This is a genomic window from Pararhizobium sp. DWP1-1-3 (assembly GCF_049896125.1).
GTDB lineage: Bacteria > Pseudomonadota > Alphaproteobacteria > Rhizobiales > Rhizobiaceae > Pararhizobium.
This window is the reverse complement of sequence record NZ_JAFCTR010000001.1, coordinates 319,162-342,671: the sequence shown is the minus strand read 5'-3', so window position 1 is coordinate 342,671 and position 23,510 is coordinate 319,162. Positions and strand designations below refer to the sequence as shown.

Here is a 23,510-nt window from a genome sequence, read left to right as displayed (position 1 = left end):
TATCTTTCGGATGTCAACGCAAGGAGGGCCGGTTATGGGAATCACACATTCGTTGAATGTCCTCATGATAAGTGCAGCGTTCGTATTCGTTGCAACCATGCTTTTTATCTGAAAGCATCAGGAAATAGTCCAGTCGATACGGAAGGGCTTTAAAACCGCAATCCATTGCAGCAAGATCCAGCAAGGCAGGCGCTCCAAGAGGACCGCAAAGCTGAAGCTGCCAAAGACAAAAGCCCTTGAAACCATCCGGTTCCAAGGGCTTCTTTCTGTCTGCAGCAGTGCCTCGCCGCCCTTTTCAGGCAGCGGCACCCGCCGAACGGGATTGAACCGCAGTCGGCGCCACCCGCTCGAAGCCAACCAGATCGCACACGGCCGCCACCAGCGGCGCACGGTTCATCGTATAGAGATGGAAATCGCGAAGGCCACGGCGCGCCAGATCGACGATTTGCTCGGCGGCGATATGAGTGGCCTCCTTGAAGCGTTCCTCCGGGCTTTCATCAAGATGAACCAGCCGGGTGACGATAGCCTCGGGCACCTTTGCACCACAGAGCCCGGCGAACTTGGTGATCCCCGCTAGATTGTTGATCGGCATGATGCCCGGGACGACAGGAATAGTAATGCCCGCTCGCCGGACGCGTTCAAGATAACGCTCGAAATCATTGTTATCAAAAAAGAACTGAGTGAGCGCCCGCGTCGCGCCATTGTCGACCTTGCGTTTCAGCATATCGATATCGGCATCGACATCCGGGCTTTCCGGATGCTTTTCCGGATAGGCGGACACGGAGATCTCGAAATCCCCCCTGGCCCGGATTGCTGCCACAAGTGCGGCGGCGTTTTCATAGCCATCCAGAAACGGCTCGTAGCGCACCCCGATACCGCCCTGCGGGTCACCGCGCAGGGCTACGAAATGGCGAACGCCATTGTCGATGAACTCCTCCACAACCAGATCGATCTCCGCTCTGGTCGCCCCCACGCATGTCAGGTGCGCAGCGGTGCTGGTGATCCCTTCGTCGTGGATCATCCGCCGTACCGCCGTCAGCGAACGCGCCTTGGTGGAACCGCCGGCGCCATAGGTCATCGTCATGAAAGCCGGATCGAAGGCGGAGAGTGCGGAAACAGTCTGGAAAAGCTGGATTTCCATGTCGTCGTTCTTCGGCGGGAAATACTCGAAGGACAGACGCAGGTTGCCACGTTCGGCCGGGTAAAGGGTGTGTATCGGCATGTCATGTCCTCCCGGCATAGGCGAGAGCGCGCTTGCCCTCGGGTGTATCGATTGTCGCAGCCTGCCGCTGATCGCGGGCAAGCCAGATAGTCACTGTCAGTTGCCGGTCGCGATCCGTCTCCGGCGTCAGGTCCACCGTCTCCTCGACGGAAAGCCCGGCCTTTTCCAGCCAGTCGGCCATCGTCTGGCGCGAAAAGCCGAGCCGCATGTGCGCATGATCGTCCCGCAGATATTCCAGCGTATGCGGAGCAAGGTCGATGATCGCCAGCCGGCCGCCGGGCACGAGCATGCGGGCAGCCTCGGCAATCGCCGCTTGCGGCTGCGGCAGGAAGTGCAGGACCTGGTGGATGGTGACGAGATCGAACTGACGGCCGTCGAGCGGCAGGTTGAAGATATCGCCATGCCGGATCGAAGCCTTGGTGATGCCGGCGCGATCGAGATTGGCGCGGGCCACGGCCAGCATGTCACGGCTGGCATCGACACCGACACCACGGCGATACAGTCCCTCAAGAAGCTGGAGGATGCGGCCGGTGCCTGTTCCAAGATCGAGCAGGCCATCGACCGGTTCCGTACCGATAACCTTTTTCAAGGCCGCCTCGACATCCGCTTCGCTGACATGCAGACGGCGCAACTCGTCCCACTCGGAGGCATTGCGGCTGAAATAGTCCTGTGCCTTTTCGGAGCGCGCCTGTTTCAGCGCCGCCAACCGCTCGCCGTCGCGCGTCAGCACCGCGTCGGTTATATCGGACGCCGAGAGAAGGTCGCGCACCAGCGCAACGCCCGCCCCCTCGCCCCTCAGACGAAAATAGGCCCAGGCGCCCTCCTGATAGCGATCGATCAGCGCAACTTCCGCAAGCAGCTTCAAATGCCGCGAAATTCGGGGCTGCGATTGACCGAGAATTTCGGTAAGATCGGTCACGGTCAGGTCGCCGGCAGCCAGAAGCGCCAGAAGACGCATGCGCGTCGGCTCACCCGCTGCCTTCAGCACGTCGACCAACTCGTCCAGTCCCAGCCCGTGTTCTCGCGCCATTATTCACCCCATCAACACATAAAGATATGTTTATGTGATTTCCGGATTTTCCGCAAGATGAAATGTCGCATTTGCCCCCGAGCATCGGGACATGAAAAAGGCGGCCCGCGCGGACCGCCTTGATCTGTTTTAGCAGGAGAAACAATTGACTGCTCGCAATGACGGCGCAGCCAATGAAGCCGTCCCGTCTATCGCGTCAGGCGCTTGTAGCTGACGCGGCTCGGGTTGACCGATTCCGGACCGAGGCGGCGGATCTTGTCCTTCTCGTAGTCTTCGAAGTTGCCTTCGAACCACTCCACATGGCTGTCGCCTTCGAAGGCGAGGATATGCGTGGCCAACCGGTCGAGGAACATGCGATCGTGGCTGATGATTACGGCGCAGCCGGCGAAGTTTTCCAGCGCGATTTCAAGCGCGGCCAGTGTTTCCGTATCCAGGTCGTTGGTCGGTTCGTCGAGCAGCAGCACATTGCCGCCGGCCTTCAGCATCTTGGCAAGGTGAACGCGGTTGCGCTGACCACCGGAGAGATTGCCGACCTTCTGCTGCTGGTCGGTGCCCTTGAAGTTGAACGCGCCGCAATAGGCCCGCGAATTCATTTCCAGCTTGCCGAGCTTGATGACTTCGGCACCACCGGAAATCTCCTCCCAGACGGTCTTAGCTCCATCAAGGGCATCGCGGCTCTGGTCGACATAACCAAGCTTGACGGAATCGCCGACGCGGAATGTGCCGCTATCCGGCTTTTCCTGACCGGTGATCATGCGGAACAGCGTCGTCTTGCCGGCGCCGTTCGGGCCGATCACACCAACGATGCCGCCTGGCGGCAGCTTGATCGACAGGTCATCGATCAACACGCGGTCGCCGTAACCCTTGGTGATGTTTTCGGCTTCGATAACCACCTGACCAAGGCGCTCGCCGATCGGAATGATGATCTGCGCATCGCCAAGACGCATCTTGTCGGCCGCATCGACCAGTTCGTCATAGGCCTTGATACGGGCCTTCGACTTGGACTGGCGGGCTTTCGGGCTGGAAGCGATCCATTCCTGTTCACGGCTGATCGCCTTCTGGCGGGACGCGTCTTCACGGTTTTCCTGCTGCATGCGCTTGGCCTTGGCCAGCAGGTATGCCGAATAGTTGCCTTCGTAGGGAATGCTGCGGCCACGGTCGAGCTCGAGGATCCAGCCCGTGACATTGTCGAGAAAGTAGCGATCGTGGGTGATCATCATCACGGCGCCTGCATACATGCGCAGATGATTTTCCAGCCAGCCGATGGTTTCGGCGTCGAGATGGTTGGTCGGCTCGTCGAGCAGCAGGAGGTCCGGCTTGGAGAGCAGCAGCTTGCACAATGCCAGACGGCGGCGCTCACCACCCGAAAGGCTGGTCACATCCGCATCGCCGGGCGGGCAGCGCAGCGCTTCCATCGCCATTTCGACCTGGCTTTCGAGATCCCACAGGTTCTGGCCGTCGATAATGTCCTGAAGCTTCGAACCCTCTTCCGCCGTTTCGTCGGAATAGTTCATCATCAGTTCATTGTAGCGCTCGAGAATGGCGGTCTTGTCGGCCACCCCCTCCATGACGTTTTCCATCGCCGTCTTGGTGGGGTCGAGCTGCGGCTCCTGCGCCAGGTAGCCGACGGTCGCACCTTGGGCGACCCAGGCTTCGCCGGTATATTCCGTGTCGAGCCCGGCCATGATGCGCAGCACGGTCGATTTACCGGCGCCGTTCGGGCCGAGGATACCGATCTTGGCGTCCGGATAGAACGACAGATTGACATTCTCCAGCACCTTCTTGGTGCCGTAGGACTTGTTCAGCCCGGACATATGATAAATGAATTGACGTGCCATAGAGAAAACTGCTCCGACGGAATGGGATTTTGCCCGCTATGTAGGCGAATTATCCCGGCGGAGCAATGAAGAAACCGGTTTTCGCAACGCCATTCACTGAATGCCGGCTGCATCGACGGTGCCTTTTGCGCATTTGAAATCGGTATCACCTGCGGCAAGGATCAGACTTGAGAGGCCGGCACTGGCCGAAAGATCGCCCGACAGGCCGATCGTCAGCCCGGTGACGACGCTGCGGGCTCCGGCTTTCTGGCAGCGCATCCTGACGCGGTCGCCCGCCCCCTTGCCGAAACTGTCGTCAAACGCCTGCTTGACCTCGCCCTCCGTCACATCCTGCCCGATCCGGCCGGCAAACAGGGTGCGCACGGCCGAGCCATTGATGTCCTCGACAAGGCGAAGCTGCACGGAAAAATAGTCCTGTGCCGTGCCACCATGGCATGTGCCGCTGCGCAGCCATTGATGCCGGTCGAGCCCGGATTGGGTTCCCGGCATCGCCACCTTCAGCCTGGCCGCAATTTCCTCAGCCATGGCCAATTGCGGCAAGTCCAGCCAGTTGCCTTTCTGATCGCGGGCCTTGATATCCGCAGAGACGCCGCAATAGCTCTTTTTGACTGGCCAGAGGCCATGCAGGGAAAAATGCGTCGCGTCATGGCGCTCCGCGGTCTGCCCGGCGCATTCCTTGCGGGTCGGGCGGATCTCGCAAAATCCCGGCTGCCAGCTGACAGCGAGAATGTATTCGGTCCTGCCCTTGGCGGCTGTGGCTTTTTCCTCCGCAAAGACCGGTGAAACAAACATCGCGGCAATCATGATCAGCCCCAGACGATGCAGAAACGACACGACGATAGTCCTCACATACCTTTGCATGCCGGCCTCCCCAAAACAGAACAAAACAAGATCATTTAGCGATTAAAACGGGAAAATTGCAACCTGAAATCCATGCTCGATCGATTTTTTCTGACCTGATACCAAACAAGCACCAAGCGCTTGTTGCCTTTGGCTGGTAAATCAATTTGATAGCGTTCAGCGCACGAACTTCGCCTGGGAGGATCTAAGGGGTGTTCACCACGGTCGAAACGTTGCAAAGCCCGAGCGGAGCCGCGATTGCCTGGCGTCACTGGCCTGCTGCCACACCGGAAAAGGCCGTGCTGCTCGTCAGCCACGGACTGGCCGAACATTCCGCCCGCTACGCCCGCTTCGCTAAACTCATGGCCACCCACGGCTTCAACGTCTATGCGCACGATCATCGCGGCCACGGCGCAACCAAAGCTGCCGATGCACCGCTCGGCCGCTATGGCCAATCGCAAGGGGCAGCCAAGGTCATCGATGACGTCAGGGCAATGCGCGCCTTGGCTGCCAGCCGCCATCCCGGCCTGCCCGTCATCCTGTTCGGCCATTCCATGGGCGGCCTGATCGCGCTGAATGCGGCGGAAGAAGATCCGGGCCTTTACGATGGACTGGCTGTCTGGAATTCGAATTTCAATCCGGGGCTGGCCGGACGCGCAGCCCAAGCCGTCCTCGCCGTCGAGAAAATGCTGAAAGGCTCCGATGTGCCGAGCGGCCTGCTGTCGAAGCTGACTTTCGCCGCCTGGGCCAAATCGATCCCCAACCGCAGGACCGAGTATGACTGGCTGTCGCACGACACGGTGGAAGTCAAAAAATACATCGACGACCCGCTCTGCGGTTTCGATGCCAGCGTTTCGATGTGGATCGACCTGTTTACGCTGACCTTCGACGGCGCAAAGCCGGATCGGCTGAGCCGGCTGCCGAAAAACTTGCCGGTCCACTTGGTTGGCGGCGGCCAGGATCCAGCCACCAATGGTGGCCGGGAAATTTCATGGCTGGCTGGGCGTATGCGAGCAGCCGGTTTGGAAAAGGTAACGGCGACCATCTACCCGTCAATGCGCCACGAAACCCTGAACGAACTTGAGCGCGACGGCGCCATGCAGGATTTCGCCGCATGGTGCCTCTGCGTCGTGGAGCAGCGGAAATGAGCAAAGACCTGGCATGACCGGCATTTCCGCAAAACCGGCGACACGCAGCAACGATGTTTCCTTCGGTCTCACCCTGATGGTCATCGCGGTGCTGATCTCGCCACTGATCGATATCTTTGCAAAACTTGCCATCACCAAAATTCCATCGGCTGAAATCACCGCCGTGCGCTTCGTGCTGCAGATGATCTTCATCCTGCCTGTTGTCATCGTCCGCGGCACGCTGTTCGATCTGACCTGGAAGAAGACAGGATTGCATATGCTGCGCGGCGGCCTGCTGGTCGTGACCATGCTGTCGTTCATCACCACGCTGAAGGCGATGGAAGTCGCCGATGCCATCGCCATCTTCTTCGTCGAGCCGATCATCCTGACCATCCTCGGCAGCATCTTCCTCAAGGAAACCATCGGCTGGCGGCGGTATACCGCCTGCGGCGTCGGCTTTTTCGGCGCTCTGCTGGTCATCCAGCCGAGCATGCAGGAAGTCGGCTGGATCGCACTTTTGCCAATTGTCTCGGCCTTCGGGCTGGCGATCTTCCTGTTGGTCACCCGTCTGGTGGCGCAGAACGAGGACCCATGGTCGATGCAGTTTCACGCCGGCGTCTGGGGTGCGGTGTTCTGCGGCATCCTGCTTTACATCGGCGATGGAAGCGGGTCGGAAATTTTCGATCCGGTCGTGCCGGATACGACCGCCGGTCTTTACCTGCTCGGTGTCGGCGTCACCGCGACAATCTCCGGGGTGCTTGGCGTCTATGCCTATCGCGCCGCGCCCGCCTCGGTGCTGGCGCCCCTGCAATATCTGGAAATCGTCTCGGCGACGATTTTCGGATGGCTGGTGTTCGGCCATCTGCCGGACGCGCTGAAATGGCTGGGCATCGCCATCATCATCAGTTCCGGCCTCTACATCATCTGGCGCGAGCGCCGGGTCAACAAAACAGCAGGTATCGCGCCGGTATCGCCGGCCATCTGACAAACGTGAGTGACGTGCTTTGGGAGGAGCAGACATGAAGACAGGCGGAGAATTGATCGTTGAGGCGCTGAAGGCAAACGGCGTCAGGCGGGTGTCCTGCGTACCGGGCGAAAGCTATCTCGCCGTGCTCGACGCGCTCTACGATACCGATATCGAGGTCGTGGTCTGCCGCCAGGAAGGGGGCGCTGCGATGATGGCGGACGCCTGGGGGCGGCTGACCGGCGAACCCGGCATCTGCATGGTCACGCGCGGTCCGGGCGCCATGAACGCCTCTGCCGGCCTGCATATCGCCCGCCAGGATTCGATCCCGATGATCCTGTTCATCGGCCAGGTCCAGCGCGATGCCCGCGAGCGCGAAGCCTTCCAGGAAATCGAATATCGCCGCGCCTTCACCGAAATCGCCAAATGGGTTGGCGAAATCGATGATCCCGCCCGCATCCCGGAGCTCGTCACCCGTGCCTTTGCGGTCGCCACATCCGGCCGCCCCGGCCCGGTGGTTCTGACCCTGCCGGAGGACATGCTAACGCAGAAGACGGAAGCGGCCCTGGCAAAGCCGTATCAACCGGTGGAAAGCCATCCCGGGCCAAGCCAGATGCGGGCGCTGGAAGCCCTGCTCGCCAAAGCCGAACGGCCGATCGCCATTCTCGGCGGCACGCGCTGGAGCGAACAGGCGGTCCGGCAGTTCCAGTCTTTCGCCGAGCGCTTCGACCTTCCGGTCGGCTGTTCATTCCGCCGTCAGATGCTGTTTGATCATCTGCATCCAAATTACGCCGGAGATGTCGGCATCGGTATCAACCCGGCGCTGTCCAAGGACATCCGCGAGGCAGACCTCGTGCTGTTGGTCGGCGGCCGCTTCTCCGAGATGCCATCCTCCGGTTATACCCTTTTGGAGGTGCCCTACCCACAGCAGACACTGGTCCATGTCTATCCCGATCCCGGCGAACTCGGCCGGGTCTACCGTCCGGATCTGGCAATTGCTGCTTCCCCCGCCGATTTCGCCGCCGCCCTTGAGACCCTGCCCCCGGCGCAACCACGTTCTCAGTCCGAACGGACGGCGAGAATGCACCAGTCCTATCTCACCTGGTCCACTCCGCCGGAAACCGGCCCTGGCGATGTGCAGATGGGACCGATCATGCGCTACATCGAAGCGAACACGGCAAAAGATACGATATTTGCCAACGGCGCCGGCAATTACGCCACCTGGCTACACCGCTTCCACCGGTTCCAGCAGTTCAACACGCAGGCGGCCCCGACATCCGGCTCGATGGGTTACGGCCTGCCGGCAGCCGTTGCCGCCAAACAGCTGTTTCCGCAGCGCGAAGTGATCTGCTTTGCCGGTGACGGCTGCTTCATGATGCACGGGCAGGAATTTGCCACCGCCGTGCGCTACAATCTGGCGCTCATAACCCTGGTGATCAACAACGGCATCTACGGCACGATCCGCATGCATCAGGAGCGGGAATATCCGGGCCGGGTCAGCGGTACCGACCTGACCAATCCAGATTTCGCAGCTTTTGCCCGCGCCTATGGCGGCCATGGCGAACTCGTCGAAAAGACGGAGGATTTTGCCGGTGCCTTCGAGCGCGCCCGCCAAAGCGGCAAGCCGTCGATCATCGAGATCAGGCTCGATCCGGAAGCGATCACGCCGACGCGGACGCTGAGCCAGATCCGGAACGGCTAGGCTTCATCCAAGGACGACCGGCGCGCGATCGCAAGAATGCGCGCCGTCCAAAATATCAGCCGCGAATGTGCTGGGTCTGCTGATAGACATTGGTCGAGCGGGCGCCGGAGCGGCAATAGCCGAGCATCGGGCGTTCGAACGTATCCAGCGCATCGACCATTTCGCGCACCGCATCGGCGGTCACGCCCATCGGGCCGACCGGGATATGGGTGATGTCGAGGCCGAGTTCCTTGGCACGGGCGGCGATCGTTTCGAACTGCGGCTGGTCGGGCTGTTCGAAATCCGGGCGATGGCAGACGATGGACTTGAAACCCAGCGCCTTGATCGTATCGAGGTCCTCGACGGAGATCTGTCCGGTGACCGAATATTCATCGTTGATCTGGCGAATGTCCATGGCTGTGCCTTCCTCAAAATAATGCCCGGACTGATGTAAGACCGGCCGCGTAGCGCGTCAATTGGAAAGGCGGATCAGCGGATCTGGAACGCCAGTGCGTATTCGATCGTCCCGCCCGGCTCAAGCATCGGCATTTCGCCAGCGGCAGCCAGCTCGGTCCGTTTTGCAAGCCGGTGGGACACAGGCTCGATTCCGATGACATTGGCCGCGCCGATCTGGCAGCGCCAGACCTGCAGGAACGCCAATGTGTCCGTGGAAAACCGGACGACCAGGGAGCGGCCGGCCAGTGCCTCGAAAGGCCCGAGCGTCACCTGCGCCCAGCCGTCTTCGGCACCGGGTGCCGCCGGTAGACAGAAAAGCCCGCGGTCGCCCTCGCCGAACCGCCAAGGCCGCTTTTCATCCCCGAACATCGTTCCGCCGATTTGTGTTTCGTTACCTGCAAGCCAGCCGCCGATGTTCATGTGGTACATCAGCATCGGCGCGAACGGCCTGTCTCCAATGTTGGTGACACGGTCGAACAGCGTCACCTCCGCCGTATCGGCATTGACAGACCATTGCCGGGAGAACCTTGCCGTTCCACCATTCGCGAGCACCACGTCGGTTTGCGCGGTGCAGCCCGGCGGTTCACCCGGCGCCGACATCTGGGTTTGGCCGACCGGCGTGCCGCAGAGTGAGCCGTGCAACGGGAACGTTTGCCCGTCATCGCGTCCCTCGATGGGCTCAGGATGCCGTATGTGGTCCGGTCCGCAGGTGAAGAAAAACCCCTGCAGCGCATGATCGATGCGCCGGTCGCCGTCTGACGGGATTGCCGTTCCCGGCGACAGATCGACGCCATCAACCACGAAAGCACCGATATCCAGCGCAGACTGCCGGTCGAGAAGAATCTGGAAGCTTTCTTCCTTGGAACCGCCAGAAATCTGGATCGACATTGCATGTTCTCCCGTGCGTCTCAGCCGGATGGACCGGTAACACGCCAAAACTAGCGCAATGAAAGGCGTTCATCACCTGTCGAAAACGTGCAACCCACCGATTTCGAAGGATTTTAGGGAACTGTTCATAATGAATTCAGTTTATTCATATTAACGTCCCATTTGATTTGTACGCCCCGAGTTCAACTGCCAGATAACAGGTTTCACCGTGACGTTCGTTTCCAGAACCCGCCTTGCCGTTTTTTCCGCCGTCAGCGTGCTTGCTCTTGCCACAGCCGCAGAGGCGCAGGACAGCTTTGGACGCCTGCCGCCCAATTCGGTGCTGGTGACGCCGCAGGGTGAGATTCTCGATTACACGCCCGAATCCGGCGACGTGCGGATGATGCGCGACGGCCGTGGCCGCACCGTTCTGGTCGACAGCTGGGGCAATGTCGTTGCGACCGTGATGGGATCCGGCCGTCAAGGCAATGACGTGCGCCGCCGTGAGCGCAACCGCGACGTCTATACCAATCCCGACTATGGCTATTCCGATCCGGCCTTCACCGACCAGGGCTATTCCCGGCCCGGCGACGTCACAGGCTCGATCCCGGACTATCGTGATTCGGCGCCGCGCAATGTCGAGCGTGAAGAATTGCCGGCAAGCCTGCCGATGCAGGACGAGAACGACATGGCCGCCCTGCCGCCGGAGGACAACGCGCCCGCGCGCCAGGCGCTGCCATCCGTTGCCCGGATCACCAAGAAATCCAGCGCCGAAATCACCGCACTGCAGGTTTTTCTTGATCGGGAAGGCTTTTCTCCGGGCGTCATCGACGGCAAGACCGGTTCCAATGTGACCAAGGCGATCGAAGCCTGGCAACAGGCCACCGGCGAAACGCTGGATCCGAACAATACCGACGATATTCTCGAGCGTCTGCGCTTCACCGGCGGCCTGCCGATCACCACCTATACCATCACCGCTGCCGACGCGGCCGGCCCCTACGTTGCCTCCATTCCGGAGGATTACGCCCATAAGGCCGTGTTGCCTCACCTCTCCTTCACATCGACGACGGAAATGCTGGGCGAAAAATTCCACATGGACGAAGCCTATCTGCGCGAACTGAACCCGGGCATCGATTTCACCATCCCGGGAACCATCATCAAGGTCATCAATCCGGGTGAGGCAAAGTCGGGCAAGGTTACCCGCATCGTCGCCGACAAATACCGCAAGCAGGTGTTTGCCTATGACGAGGCAGGCACGCTGATTGCGGCCTACCCGGCAACCATCGGATCGTCCGACACCCCATCGCCGTCAGGAACCGTGCAGGTCGATCGCATCGCCCTGAACCCCGGCTACACCTACAACCCGAAGATCAATTTCAAGCAGGGTGAAAACGACAAGGTCCTGACCTTGCAGCCTGGTCCGAACGGTCCGGTCGGCACGGTCTGGATCGCGCTGTCGAAGCCGACCTACGGCATCCACGGCACCCCGGAACCGTCCAAGATCGGCAAGACCCAGAGCCATGGCTGCGTTCGCCTGACCAACTGGGACGCGACGGAGCTCGCCAAGATGGTCAGTGTCGGCACGACTGTGGAATTCCTCGACTAAAGACGTGTATTTGCCAAAACCTCCCCTATTTGGGGGGTGACGGGCCGCTTGCATGGGTCAAGATGGTTGCGTCAAGGTTACGATCAACTGCATCCTTGACGCGCATACCCCGTCGCCGCACCGGCTTGCCGGTACGGAACGCGATATGATTGGGCACAGTTTCGCGGAGGCGGAGATCGGGGGTCGTGGCGTTGAGCTTGGTAACGCCGCGACCTCACCCACCTGATGCCCTATTGATGGCTAAGGCCGATATTCCGGCCTCATGACCTCATCAGATATTGTCATTAAAAGACATTGCCGCGATGCTTTATCTGTCGGAGAACTGAAACACCAATTCCGATAGACGAGGAATGCCGTAATGGCCGCCGAACGTACTCTTCCCAACCTCTGGCATGCCACGGCACCTGCAGCCCCGCAGACAGGGCCGCTTGCAACCGATATCACGGTCGATGTCGCGGTGATCGGCGGCGGCTTTACCGGATTATCTGCAGCCCTGCATCTTGCCGAAAAAGGCGTCAAGGTCGCGATCGCCGAAGCGAAAATGATCGGCTTTGGCGGCTCCGGCCGCAATGTCGGTCTCGTCAATGCCGGCATGTGGACCAAGCCCGAGGACCTGATTGCAACGCTCGGAACGCAGGTGGGGACGCGGCTTCTGACCGAACTCGGCGACGGCCCGTCGCTGGTCTATCAACTCGTCGAAAAACATGACATCGCCTGCGAAGCCGTCCGCAAAGGCACGCTGCATCTCGCCGTCGGCACCGAGGGCCTGAAGGACATCCGCGACCGTGAACGCCAGTGGAAGACCTTTGGCGCACCAGTGGAGGTAGTCGATGCGGACCGCGCCCAAACACTGACCGGCGCGCCCGGTTTTTCCGGCGCGCTGCTCGACCGGCGGGCCGGAACGATCCAGCCCTTGGCCTATGCCCGGGGCCTTGCCCGCGCGGCCCTTGCCGCCGGGGCGCAGATCTATACCGAAACGCCGCTGCGCTCCGCCCAACGCAAGGGCGACCTCTGGAGCCTGACCGCCGGAGGCGGCACGATCACCGCCAAATCCGTCATCGTCGCGACCAACGCCTATGGCGACATGTTCGCCCAGACGCCGTGGACATCCTATACCCAGGAACTGACGATCCTGCCCTACTTCCAGTTCGCCACCAATCCGCTCTCCGACAACATCGCCCGCACCATTCTACCGGAACGCCAGGGCTGCTGGGACACCGGGCTGGTGATGACCTCGTTCCGGATGGACCAGCAGAACCGCCTGATCTTCGGCAGCGTCGGCCGTCTCGATGCGCTGGCCGAAGGCACCCACCGTGCCTTTGCCGAGCGTTCGCTGCGTAAGCTGTTTCCGGCGCTCGGCGATTTCCGCTTCGAATACTGGTGGGATGGCCGTATCGGCATGACCACCAACAACCTGCCGCAGATGCACGTGATGGCCCCGAACGTCTTTTCCGTCAGCGGTTACAATGGGCGCGGCATCGCACCGGGCACGGTCTTTGGCCGTGCGCTGGCCAATCACGTCATGGGTGAGCCCAACGCGCTGCCGCTAGCCGAAACGCCGGTCACACCCGATCCTTTGCGCAGCATCAAATCGGCCTTCTATCATGCCGGCGCACAAGCCAAGCATTTCATCGACCGCCGATTTTAGACTTCGTCAAACACAACACGCCGCGTGAAAACACGCGGCGTTGAATTTTCCGGCCAAAACTCTTCAGGCGGCGTGGCGCATGCTGCGGGTCAACCGGAGCGGAACAAGTCTGCGCACTTCGTCGCCGAAAGCGCGGGCGTTCTGACAGGCCTTGTCGAGATTGCTGACCCGGGCCGGGTCCATCGTCTGGAGCGTACCGCCGCAATCGAAAATATCGCGGAAGGCCGCGCGCTCGATGATCGGGGTATCAAGTACCGGCACAGAGCGCTCGGAGAGCAACTGCTTAACCACCTGCAACGCCCGTGTCGTCACCAGCGAGTTGACGCGCGTCAGAACGACGGAATGGTTAATGCGGATACCCGCCTTCTCTTCGAGATAACCGAGCAGCTCCAGCACCTGGGCGCCGCCCTTGGCATCCATGGCACAGCCCTGGATCGGGATCATCACATGGTCCGACAGCCCAATGGCGGTTGCCATCAGCGTGTTGCGTGCGCCGGCGAGATCGATGATGAAATAGTCGGTCTTTGCCCGGTTGTCGTTAAGATGCGTCTGGATTGACGCCATCGTCACATAGGAGATCACCTCGATATTCGGAACCTTCCCCGAAATATCGTGCCAATGGGAAATCCAGTGCTGCGGGTCGGCATCGAGAATGGTGACACGGGCGCCGGTGCGCGCCAGTTCGGTCGCCAGGATCAGCGCGGCAGTCGTCTTGCCGGCGCCGCCCTTGGTGTTTGCGAATGTAATGACTGGCATGTCCGTTCCTGTCTGAAAAGTCGGAGCCCCTGCATGGCTCCCGGAGAGCGCAAATCCCATCGCGCTTCGATGAACCAAACCTTTCAGATCGTGGTTAACAAAGACTGAATGCACCCCTCCCGAGAATTAACGATTGCCCTGCCTCAAGACACGGAAACTGAACGCACATAAGGGAGTTTAATAGTTTTCGTGATGTGATTCTATTAGCCGGAAAATGAAAAGGGAGCCGGCATCGCATGCCGGCTCCATTCGAAAAAAGACCGCTTTAACGGAGGCAAGTCTGCCCAGCGGTATGACGATGGTATTGATCATGACGTCTTGGCGAGCGTCGTTAAACCGGATTGCAAGATCCGACATGTTTGGGCTGCACGCGGCCTGACTTCAGATCGGCCAACTGGGGAATCGTCGGATCATGGCCACCGATAGTGGACTCGAACACGGCACGATCGATTTCAACCATCCTTCCGCTCGCCGTGAAACTGACCATCCCGCTCTTACCGGAATACGCCATGCTCACCTTCATCTTGCAAAAGAACCGCTTGCTGTTGCTAGAGACAACCCAGCCCAAGGCGCCGGACTTTCCCTGGCCAAGCTTTCCAACAGAATAGCCTTGCTTTGACAAAGCAGTAAAGGATTCGGCGTTGGCAACATCCGGCAAGCAGGACCCCAGCGCTATCGTAGCAACAATCACGTATCGAGACGAAAGAAGCATTACTGGAATCCATTTTAAATGCACTCGAGAAACAATTTCTTGGCAGCGTCGAGCGTCAATTCGACCGGATTGCCGCCTGCCGTCGGATCAACGATTGCCATTGCTGCCATTTCGTCGATGCGGTCGGTGCCGACGCCGAGTGCCGACAGCTTGTCCGGCACGCCGAGTTCTTCGCGCAGCTTCAACACGTAATCATAGAAGCCGTCGAAGCCACCGGAAATGCCGAGATAGGCGGCAGCCAAACCAATCTTGTCCTCAATGGCCGGGCGGTTGAAGCGCAGCACCGGCGGCATGACAACAGCGTTGGTCATGCCGTGATGGGTGTTGTAGATGGCGCCGACCGGATGCGACAGCGAGTGGATGGCGCCGAGCCCCTTCTGGAAGGCAACGGCCCCCATGGCGGCGGCCGACATCATATGGGCGCGGGCCTCGATATCCGCGCCGTCCTTATAGGCGCGCGGCAGGTATTCCTTGACGAGACGCAAGCCTTCGAGCGCGATACCGGCCGACATGGGATGATAGAACGGCGAGGAATAGGCTTCCAGGCAATGGGCAAAGGCATCCATGCCGGTACCGGCCGTGATGATCTTCGGCATGCCGACCGTCAGTTCCGGATCGCAGATGGTGACCGCAGGCAGGAACTTCGGATGGAAGATCACCTTCTTGGTGTGCGTCTGCGAGTTGGTGATGACCGAGGCCCGGCCCACTTCCGAACCGGTGCCGGCGGTTGTCGGAACCGCGATAATCGGCGCGATGCCCTCGACGCTGGCGCGGGTCCACCAGTCACCGACATCTTCAAAGTCCCAGACCGGGCGGCTCTGCCCGGCCATGAAGGCGACGCACTTGCCGAGATCAAGGCCCGAACCGCCGCCGAAGGCGATGACGCCGTCATGGCCGCCGGCCTTGAAGGCTTTTACGCCGGCATCGAGATTGACGTCGGTCGGATTGCTGTCGACATCGGCAAACAGCGCGCGGCCAAGCCCGGCAGCCTCAAGGATATCGAGCGCATTCTGGGTGATCGGCATCGGCGCCAGGCCACGGTCGGTGACCAGAAGCGGCTTCTTGATGCCGAGCGCCTTGCAATGATCGGCAAGTTCCTTGATCCGGCCGGCGCCGAACTTGATGGATGTCGGGTAGCTCCAGTTGGCAGTGATGGTCATCGTTCAGGCTTTCTTCAGATGGTAGGATTTCGGGCGGGTCAGGTTCTGGAAACCGATGACCGACAGCGAGCCGCCACGGCCGGTTTCCTTGACGCCGGTCCAGCACAGCGCCGGATCGAGATAATCGGCGCGGTTCATGAACACGGTGCCGGTTTCCAGATCGTTGCCGATGCGGGCAGCGCGTTCCGGGTCCTTGGTCCAGAGCGAGGTGGTCAGGCCGTATTTGCAATCGTTCATCAGCGCGAGTGCTTCCGCGTCATTCTTCACCTTCATGATGCCGACGACCGGGCCAAAACTTTCTTCGGTCATCACCTTCATCGAGTGATCGACATCGACCAGAACCTGCGGGGCGAGATAGGCGCCGCCATCATCCTGCGGAAACAGTTTTGGATCGACCAGGGCCTTGGCACCCTTGGCAACAGCTTCAGCGGTCTGCGCCCGCACTTCGGCGGCAAAACGCTTGTGCGCCATCGGCCCGAGCGAGGTTTCCTGCTCCAGCGGATTGCCGAGCTTGTAGGCCGAGGCAAAGGCGACGGCCTTCTCGACGAAATCGTCGTAGAGGTTTTCGTTGACATAAATGCGCTCGATGCCGCAGCAGCACTGCCCGGAATTGAACATCGCGCCGTCCATCAGTGTATCGACGGCAGCATCCAGATCGGCGTCTTCCATGACGTAGCCCGGGTCCTTGCCGCCAAGTTCGAGGCCAAGACCGGTAAAGGTCCCTGCCGCTGCCCGCTCGATCGACCGGCCGCCTTCGACCGAACCGGTGAAGTTGACGAAATCAAAGCTCTTGGCCGCAATCAGCTGCGACGTGGTCGCATGATCGAGGAAGATATTCTGGAACACGTCTTCCGGAACACCGGCCTCGACAAAGGCGCGCACCATGCGCTCGCCGACTAGGATCGTCTGGCTGGCATGCTTGATGATCACGGTATTGCCCGCCATCAGCGCCGGCGCAACCGTATTGATCGCGGTCATGTACGGATAGTTCCAGGGCGCGATGACGAAGACGACGCCGTGGGCGACGCGCTCGATCCGGCGCTCGAAACTGGCGCTGTCCTCGACGATGATCGGCGCCAGCGCATCGGCGGCAATCGCCGCCACATAGTTGGAACGCTCGTTGAAGCCGCGGAATTCGCCGCCATAACGCACCGGCCGGCCCATCTGCCAGGCAAGCTCCGGCACGACCTCGTCGACCATCTCGTTGAGGCGCGCGACACCGGCAAGCACCAGCTTGACGCGGTCTTCGATCGGCCGCTTGGCCCAGCTTTTCTGCGCAGCACGCGCACGCGCAACGGCAGCCGAGGCGACGGCGGCATCAACCGCCGGCCGTTCCGCGTAAACCTCCCCGTTCACCGGGGAAATGCATTGGATCATGGTCATTCGTTGTTCGCTCCAAAAGCTTAGCAGGCAAGTGTCTTGACGTGACCGGCGGCGCCATAGGCGAGGATCGCGCGGTCACGGGTGATAATGGTCAGGTCATATTCGCGGGCGGTCGCGATAAGAATGCGATCCGTCGGATCGTTGTGAACTGGCGTGGGCAGGAACGATGACTCCACCAGCAATTGAGGCGTTACATCCAATACGGCCACGTCAGCATCTTTCACAAAATCCGCAAACCAGCTCAGCGCATTCTTTTTCGTCGGCAACCGCCCTTTCGCAATCAGCATACCGATTTCCCATGCCGACATCGCTGAAACATTCAACTGCCTTTGCGCGGACGGCTTGGCATTCAGCACGAGGGATGCTTCGTTGCTCATAGGAGAAAACTGCGTAGCCCAAATCATCGCACAGGTGTCTAACAGATAAGCGTCAGTCGTCCTCATACACTTTTCCCCAGTCCGGATCAGCGGGAGCCGTTAGATCCAGATCGTCGGGAATCGTCATTGTTCCTTTCATGCATCCAAAAATCGGATGAAGTTCCAGGAGGGTTCCGTCCGGTGTTTCCATCCAGCGTTTGCCGTCCTTGTAGACAACGTCCGCTTCGGTAAACATCTTCACCGGCGGCTCCTGCCGGGTATCCATCGCCGCCGAATACGGTTCCTGTTTCGATTCGGAAAAGCCCGAAACATCGCCCCGTCGATGGGCCGCGACCTCTTCAAGACCGAGACCGAAGAAATCGGCAATCCGGTCTTGTTCTTCCGCACTCATTTTGCGTTCGCCTTTCAGCATGCGGGAGACTGCGCTCGCATCAATATCCATGAAGCGCGCAAGGGCTCGTACTGACTGATTGCGCGCATCCAGTTGTCGATGGAACCACACAGTATCGATAGTCGCCATGCCTTCGCCCCGAGAATGTTTTGACCATCCGAGCAACATAAAGGGATCATCAGTTATTCGCAACATGTTGCGATAATCTCATGCCCGTTCGAACCCTCTTGCCACTTCCCAATCCGTGATGCGGCGATCGTATTCTTCCTGCTCCCATTCGGCCGCCCGGGTATAGTGTTCGATGACGTCTTGACCAAAGGCATCGATCAGCATCTTGGAGCCGCGCATCACTTCGGTGGCGTCGCGCAATGTGCGGGGGATCTCGCGGATGTTCTTGCCGCCATAGGCGTCGCCGACGAATGGCGGTTCCAGTTCCATCTTGTTCTCGATCCCGGCAATCCCGGCAGCAATCAGCGCAGCCATCGCCAAATAGGGATTGAGATCGGAGCCGCCGACCCGGCACTCGATACGGATAGCCTTGGTGCCCTCGCCGCAGAGACGATAACCGGCAGTACGGTTGTCCTTGCTCCAGACGGCTTTTGTCGGCGCGAAGGTGCCGGCCACGAAGCGCTTGTAGGAATTGATGTAAGGCGCAAGAAAATAGGTGATTTCGCCGGCATGGTTCAAAAGCCCGGCAACATACTGGCGCATCATTTCCGACATGCCGTATTTGGCGTCCTTGTCGAAGAATTTCGAGTTCTTGCCGTCAACGCTCCAGAGCGACTGGTGAATGTGCGACGACGAGCCGGCGGCGTTGTAGTTCCACTTGGCCAGGAAGGTGATCGCCTTGCCCTTGCTCCAGGCAATTTCCTTGCAGCCATTCTTGATGATCACATGCCGGTCGGCCATATCAAGCGCATCGGCGTAGCGCACGTTGACTTCTTCCTGACCGGCGGATGCCTCACCCTTGGTGTTCTCGACAGGGATACCCGCCCCCTGCAGGCCGTTGCGGATCGCCCGCATGACGTCCTCTTCCTTGGTCGTCTGAAAGATGTGGTAATCTTCGTTATAACCGCTGACCAGTTTCAGGTCGCGATAGCCGCTTTCGCGGGCACTGTCGTAGGATTGATCGAACAGGAAGAATTCAAGCTCCGTTGCCATGAAGGCCTTCAGGCCCATGGCCTCCAAGCGTGCGACCTGCTTTTTCAGGATGGCGCGCGGCGAATGCGGCACTTCCTTGTGGGTGTGATGGTCGAGCATGTCGCAGAGAACCAGCGCCGTGCCTTCAAGCCATGGAATGCGGCGAAGCGTCGAAAGATCGGGCTTCATCGTGTAATCGCCGTAGCCGCTCTCCCAGCTCGTCGACTTGTAGCCGTTGACCGTTTCCATCTCGAGGTCGGTGGCCAGGAGGTAGTTGCAGCTGTGGGTTTCCTCCCAGGCGCCATCGACGAAAAACTGCGCGTGAAAACGCTTGCCCATCAGGCGTCCCTGCATATCGACCTGGCAGGCCAGAACCGTATCGATGCGGCCTTCGGCAACATCCTTCTTTAACTCTTCAAACGAATAGCTCGCGCTCATTGCAAAAATCCCGTGCTTGATCGTAACGCTGCCTTGCGCGGCTGCGTCTGCGGACGTCTGGCAGAAGCCGCATATGCGGCTTCTGCCTTGTCTTTATTGGATCACTTCTGTCCAACGGCCTTTTCGGCCGCTGCGATTTCAGCGGAGCGGCGCGCAACTTCGTCGCCGATCGGCGGCCCCTTGAAACGGCGGCGTTCAAAGCCGAACCAGACGATACCGGTCAGGATCAGGAAGCCGACGGTCACATAAAGGGCGGGCGTGTTCGGCGGCTGGACGCCGAGCACGAAGATCAGGATCATGGCCAGGATCGTCAGCACGGCAAACAGCTTGAAGACGCCTTCGCCGAGGTTCCACGGACCCATCTTGTCCCATTTCGACGTACCCCAGGCAAACAGGCCCAGCGTGATCGGGATCGCGAAGGAGAAGAACAGGAAGATGACCGTGCAGGAAACGACGATGGTGTAAACCGGCGTCTCGCCGATTGTGACAAGCGACGAACCCCAGACGAACAGCACCGACAGGATCGATCCGGTCCAGATGGCGGCAACCGGCGTGCGATAGGTCGGGCTGACCTTGGCCAGAGCCTTGGAAGCCGGCAGGCCGCCATCGCGCGAGAAGGCGAAGATCATGCGCGATACGGACGTCACAGTTGCCAGGCCGCACAGCCATTGGCTGACCAGGATGGCGAAGTAGAGGATATCCTTGATGGTCGCATTGACCTGCGTGTCCATTGCCCAGAAGAATACGTTCCAGCCCTGCTTGGCGGCCTCGTCCATGCTGGGAAGCAGCAGAACGAAGCTGCACAGCATGATGTAGCCGAACAGCGCCGACCATAGAACCGACGAGATCATGCCGCGCGGAACCGAGGTTGCCGCCTTGACGGTTTCTTCCGACGTATGGGCGGAAGCGTCGTAGCCCGTGATCGTGTAGATCGGCAGGAGCAGGCCGAGCAGGAAGACCCAGGTGCCCGAGGTCGCCGGCCAGACATTGCCGCCGGCTTCGCCCGAATAGTTGGAGAAGGTGAACAGCCGGCCGAACTCGTAGGTATCCGCTGCAGCCAGGCACACGACTGAAAGTGCGATCGCCGTTGCAAAGATCAGATAACCCGAGAAGTCCGTCAGCTTGGCCGTCAGGCCGATGCCCATATGGTTGACGATAGCCTGCGCGCCGGTGATGACGACCAGGAACAGGATACGGACGGTCGTGGTGTCTTCCAGACCGAAATAAGGTGTGCCGAATGATCCCATGAAGAAGTAATAGGTGCCGACATTGATGGCGCCGAGAACCGTGACGAGACCGAGCAGGTTGAACCAGGCAGTCACCCAGCCTGTGAACCGGTTGCCGAGGATGGAACCCCAGTGATAGAGGCCGCCGGCCGTCGGATAAGCCGAGCTGATCTGCGCCATGGCGACGGCAAAGACGAGAGAAACGAAGCAGCCGAGCGGCCAGCCGATGCCGATCGCGGCACCGCCCGCCCCCGACGTTGCCTGGGCGAGCGAGTTGATGCCGCCGGAAAGGATGCAGATGATCGAGAAGGAAACGGCGAAATTCGAGAAAGAGCTCATGCGCCGTTCGAGTTCCTGCGCATAGCCCATCGAATGGAGGACCTTCATGTCCTCATGTTTATCATTATCTGAATAGTCTGACATGTTTTTCCCCTGTATCAGCCAGCCTCCGGCGGTATTGCCGGATGCCGAAATGCCAGTGTGTCCATGGAAGCCCATGGACCAGTCTCCGCGGACATGCCGCTCCCCAGGTCTTTTTATTGCGACAGTGCGGTAAGGCTTTCGCCCAGAATGCCTGTCAGATAATCGGCCATGACCTTTTGGCCGATTTCATTTGAAACGAGATCGTTGCGGATCTCGATCATTACGTTGAGCAGGCCGTTCTTCAAGCCATGCTGGATCAGAGTATGCGTCACGCCGTCCGCCGGTCCATAGGGCTCGTTGCGGCGCACCACGTAAGCAGACGTTCCGCCCGCGGCAGCCAGAATCGCATCTGCCAGCCGGCTATCCACATCATGCAGGATACCGATTTCGACGTCGCGCTGCTTGCCGTGATAGACGGGCGTGAAAGTGTGCATTGTGATCAGCACCGGCTGCCGTCCGGCGGCCTTGCGCGTGGTGATGAAATTCGAAAGCTGATCACGGAACGGCACATACAGCGCATCCGTCCGGGCCAGTCGCTCGGCAGCGGAAATGGATGCGTTGCCGGGTATTTCAAAAACTTCGCTGACCGGCGGCATGGCGGCTTCAGCCTCCGGCGGGCGGTTGCAATCATAGATCAGGCGGGAAAAGCGCTGATAGATCAACGCGGCATCGAGGCTTTTGACCAAAAGCTGCGAGACGGCAAGCGCGCCGGGATCCCAGGCAATATGGCTTTTGAGTGCGTCTTCGGAAAGACCAAGCGACCCCATCTTTTCCGGAAGGCGGCGCGAGGCGTGTTCGCAGACCAGCAGCACCGGGCTCAGCGCCTCCAGGTTTTCCACTGCGACTGGCGATCCATCCGCCTCTGTCAAAAGTCCCGTCAACTCCGGTCCCCTTCCGGTTGCCTCATCGGCGCCACGCATTTCCAGGATGGGCTGGAAGCCCCTGAAATCACGCATGGAAACAAGAATCGGTCAGCCAGTCATTTTTTTCAACTCATGCGTGACTGCCGATACTGAAAAGAATTCTTCACGTTTTGACCTGTGTCAATCGGAATCTGAAACGATCTCTTCAAAAAATCAATTGACTCGAATTATGACAGCGATGTTTACTCTGTCACAAAGCTGGCAGAGACCGGTTTAGGGGATGAATTTTGACCAATACCGCAGGCACCATGACGGTGTCGGATGTGATCAACGCCCATTTTGCCGTGCTCACCCGCGCGGAAAAACAGTTGGCTGCGACGCTTCTCGACAACTATCCGGTTTCCGGACTCGGCAGCATCACGACTGTGGCCGAGAATGCCGGCGTGTCGACGCCGACGGTCGCCCGCATGGTGCAGAAAATCGGCTTTCGCGGCTTCCCGGATTTTCAATCGCGGCTGCATCAGGAGCTTGAGGCGACCATCTCCAACCCGATCAGCAAGCACGACCGCTGGGCGGCCAATGCGCCGGGCACGCATATCCTCAACCGTTTCGCCGATGCAACGATGAACAATATGCGCGCAACGCTGGCGCAGCTGGAAACCGCCGAGTTCGATGGCGCTGCGGCGATGATCGCCGACCGCAAGCGTAATATCTATCTCGTCGGCGGCCGCATCACCCGTGCCCTTGCCGACTATTTCTTCACTCATCTCCAGGTCATCCGCTCCGGCGTCACCCAGATCGCCTCCAATTCCAGCTCCTGGCCGCATTACGTGCTCGACATGAAGAAGGGCGACGTCCTGATCATGTTCGATATTCGCCGCTACGAGCAGGAGATGGAAACGCTGTCGCGCATCGCCCGCGATCGCGGCGTCGAAATCATCCTGTTCACCGACCAGTGGAGCTCGCCCATCGCCAAGTCGGCACGGCGCGTCTTCCGCATCCAGATCGAAGCACCTTCGGCCTGGGATAGCTCGGTTGTCACCCTGTTTGCCGTCGAAGCGCTGATCGAGGCCGTGCAGAGTTCCATCTGGGACGAGACGCATGACCGCATGAAAACGCTCGAAGGCCTGTTCGATTCAACGAGGCTTTTTCGAAAGCCGCTTTAGGAGGAGGAAGCGGTACGGAACGTGGCGCCGGGTTGACCGGCGCGGGGATGCCATGGTCCGCGATTTGGAATGCAATACAAAACGCCAGCACCCGGACGGATGTAAATTTTGAAAATGAAATGAAGGTGTTCCGCCTGCGAACCTCTGGTCGCAAAGGAGACAACACCTGTCACATAAGCTTCATAGGACCCCAGTA

At 59.8% G+C, this 23,510-nt stretch carries 21 protein-coding genes; 6 read left to right on the top strand and 15 right to left on the bottom strand.

The annotated features are described in order from the left end of the window. Positions 1-295: 295 nt before the first annotated feature. The 4 genes from metF to ACP7BS_RS01575 form a co-directional block, all read right to left on the bottom strand. Complete coding sequence (metF, locus tag ACP7BS_RS01590) at positions 296-1,222, bottom strand: methylenetetrahydrofolate reductase [NAD(P)H] (protein ID WP_426235576.1); 927 nt, start codon at positions 1,220-1,222, stop codon at positions 296-298. 1 nt (position 1,223) lies between these two features. Further along, the gene (locus tag ACP7BS_RS01585; RefSeq protein ID WP_426235574.1) at positions 1,224-2,252 is read right to left on the bottom strand and encodes an ArsR/SmtB family transcription factor; all 1,029 of its coding nucleotides are present in this window, start codon (positions 2,250-2,252) and stop codon (positions 1,224-1,226) included. A gap of 188 nt (positions 2,253-2,440) precedes the next feature. Then, positions 2,441-4,090 carry an energy-dependent translational throttle protein EttA gene (ettA, locus tag ACP7BS_RS01580; RefSeq protein ID WP_426227605.1) on the bottom strand — a complete coding sequence of 550 codons (1,650 nt, stop codon included), beginning with the start codon at positions 4,088-4,090 and terminating at the stop codon, positions 2,441-2,443. Positions 4,091-4,183: 93 nt separating this feature from the next. Beyond that, positions 4,184-4,939 (bottom strand): ribonuclease T2, encoded by a 756-nt coding sequence (locus tag ACP7BS_RS01575; RefSeq protein ID WP_426236452.1) that lies wholly within the window; start codon positions 4,937-4,939, stop codon positions 4,184-4,186. A gap of 203 nt (positions 4,940-5,142) precedes the next feature. Here ACP7BS_RS01575 and ACP7BS_RS01570 point away from each other — a divergent pair, with 203 nt between their 5' ends. From ACP7BS_RS01570 to ACP7BS_RS01560, 3 genes are read left to right on the top strand one after another with little or no spacing between them, the layout of a single operon-like run. Next, positions 5,143-6,078 (top strand): alpha/beta fold hydrolase, encoded by a 936-nt coding sequence (locus ACP7BS_RS01570; protein ID WP_426235572.1) that lies wholly within the window; start codon positions 5,143-5,145, stop codon positions 6,076-6,078. Between the two features lie 13 nt (positions 6,079-6,091). Beyond that, positions 6,092-7,042, top strand: a complete 951-nt coding sequence (locus ACP7BS_RS01565) for a DMT family transporter (RefSeq protein ID WP_426235570.1) — start codon at positions 6,092-6,094, stop codon at positions 7,040-7,042. Positions 7,043-7,076: 34 nt separating this feature from the next. Continuing rightward, a complete protein-coding gene (locus ACP7BS_RS01560) occupies positions 7,077-8,723 on the top strand; it encodes a thiamine pyrophosphate-binding protein (protein ID WP_426235568.1) in 1,647 nt (548 codons plus the stop codon). Between the two features lie 55 nt (positions 8,724-8,778). Here ACP7BS_RS01560 and ACP7BS_RS01555 read toward each other — a convergent pair whose 3' ends face one another. Both ACP7BS_RS01555 and ACP7BS_RS01550 read right to left on the bottom strand, forming a co-directional pair. Further along, entirely contained in the window at positions 8,779-9,117 is a 339-nt protein-coding gene (locus tag ACP7BS_RS01555) for a TIGR01244 family sulfur transferase (RefSeq protein ID WP_276120851.1), read from the bottom strand. 74 nt (positions 9,118-9,191) lie between these two features. After that, entirely contained in the window at positions 9,192-10,046 is an 855-nt protein-coding gene (locus ACP7BS_RS01550; RefSeq protein WP_426235566.1) for a DUF4432 family protein, read from the bottom strand. A 208-nt stretch (positions 10,047-10,254) separates the two neighbouring features. Between ACP7BS_RS01550 and ACP7BS_RS01545 the strand changes: the two genes are divergently transcribed. Together ACP7BS_RS01545 and ACP7BS_RS01540 are read left to right on the top strand one after the other, a co-directional pair. After that, positions 10,255-11,631 (top strand): L,D-transpeptidase family protein, encoded by a 1,377-nt coding sequence (locus ACP7BS_RS01545; RefSeq protein WP_426235564.1) that lies wholly within the window; start codon positions 10,255-10,257, stop codon positions 11,629-11,631. Positions 11,632-11,989: 358 nt separating this feature from the next. After that, positions 11,990-13,279, top strand: a complete 1,290-nt coding sequence (locus ACP7BS_RS01540; RefSeq protein ID WP_426235562.1) for an NAD(P)/FAD-dependent oxidoreductase — start codon at positions 11,990-11,992, stop codon at positions 13,277-13,279. Between the two features lie 63 nt (positions 13,280-13,342). On the opposite strand, the gene ACP7BS_RS01535 is transcribed toward ACP7BS_RS01540, so the two are convergent. From ACP7BS_RS01535 to ACP7BS_RS01495, 9 genes are all read right to left on the bottom strand, one after another. Further along, entirely contained in the window at positions 13,343-14,035 is a 693-nt protein-coding gene (locus tag ACP7BS_RS01535) for an AAA family ATPase (RefSeq protein ID WP_426235560.1), read from the bottom strand. 331 nt (positions 14,036-14,366) lie between these two features. Then, entirely contained in the window at positions 14,367-14,693 is a 327-nt protein-coding gene (locus ACP7BS_RS01530) for a hypothetical protein (RefSeq protein ID WP_426235558.1), read from the bottom strand. A 68-nt stretch (positions 14,694-14,761) separates the two neighbouring features. After that, complete coding sequence (locus ACP7BS_RS01525) at positions 14,762-15,907, bottom strand: iron-containing alcohol dehydrogenase (RefSeq protein WP_426235556.1); 1,146 nt, start codon at positions 15,905-15,907, stop codon at positions 14,762-14,764. 3 nt (positions 15,908-15,910) lie between these two features. Next, positions 15,911-17,290, bottom strand: a complete 1,380-nt coding sequence (locus ACP7BS_RS01520; protein WP_426235554.1) for an aldehyde dehydrogenase family protein — start codon at positions 17,288-17,290, stop codon at positions 15,911-15,913. A 20-nt stretch (positions 17,291-17,310) separates the two neighbouring features. Further along, positions 17,311-17,733 carry a type II toxin-antitoxin system VapC family toxin gene (locus ACP7BS_RS01515; RefSeq protein ID WP_426235552.1) on the bottom strand — a complete coding sequence of 141 codons (423 nt, stop codon included), beginning with the start codon at positions 17,731-17,733 and terminating at the stop codon, positions 17,311-17,313. Beyond that, entirely contained in the window at positions 17,720-18,187 is a 468-nt protein-coding gene (locus ACP7BS_RS01510) for a helix-turn-helix domain-containing protein (protein ID WP_426235550.1), read from the bottom strand. The genes ACP7BS_RS01515 and ACP7BS_RS01510 overlap by 14 nt, the downstream gene beginning before the upstream one ends. Before the next feature lie 78 nt (positions 18,188-18,265). Beyond that, positions 18,266-19,636 (bottom strand): glutamine synthetase family protein, encoded by a 1,371-nt coding sequence (locus ACP7BS_RS01505; protein ID WP_426235548.1) that lies wholly within the window; start codon positions 19,634-19,636, stop codon positions 18,266-18,268. A gap of 101 nt (positions 19,637-19,737) precedes the next feature. Then, positions 19,738-21,285, bottom strand: coding sequence for an amino acid permease (locus ACP7BS_RS01500; protein WP_426235546.1), 1,548 nt, complete (start codon positions 21,283-21,285; stop codon positions 19,738-19,740). A 113-nt stretch (positions 21,286-21,398) separates the two neighbouring features. After that, positions 21,399-22,166 carry an N-formylglutamate amidohydrolase gene (locus tag ACP7BS_RS01495; RefSeq protein ID WP_426236450.1) on the bottom strand — a complete coding sequence of 256 codons (768 nt, stop codon included), beginning with the start codon at positions 22,164-22,166 and terminating at the stop codon, positions 21,399-21,401. A gap of 290 nt (positions 22,167-22,456) precedes the next feature. On the opposite strand from ACP7BS_RS01495, the gene ACP7BS_RS01490 reads away from it, so the two are divergent. Next, complete coding sequence (locus ACP7BS_RS01490; protein WP_426228520.1) at positions 22,457-23,314, top strand: MurR/RpiR family transcriptional regulator; 858 nt, start codon at positions 22,457-22,459, stop codon at positions 23,312-23,314. Positions 23,315-23,510 lie beyond the last annotated feature (196 nt).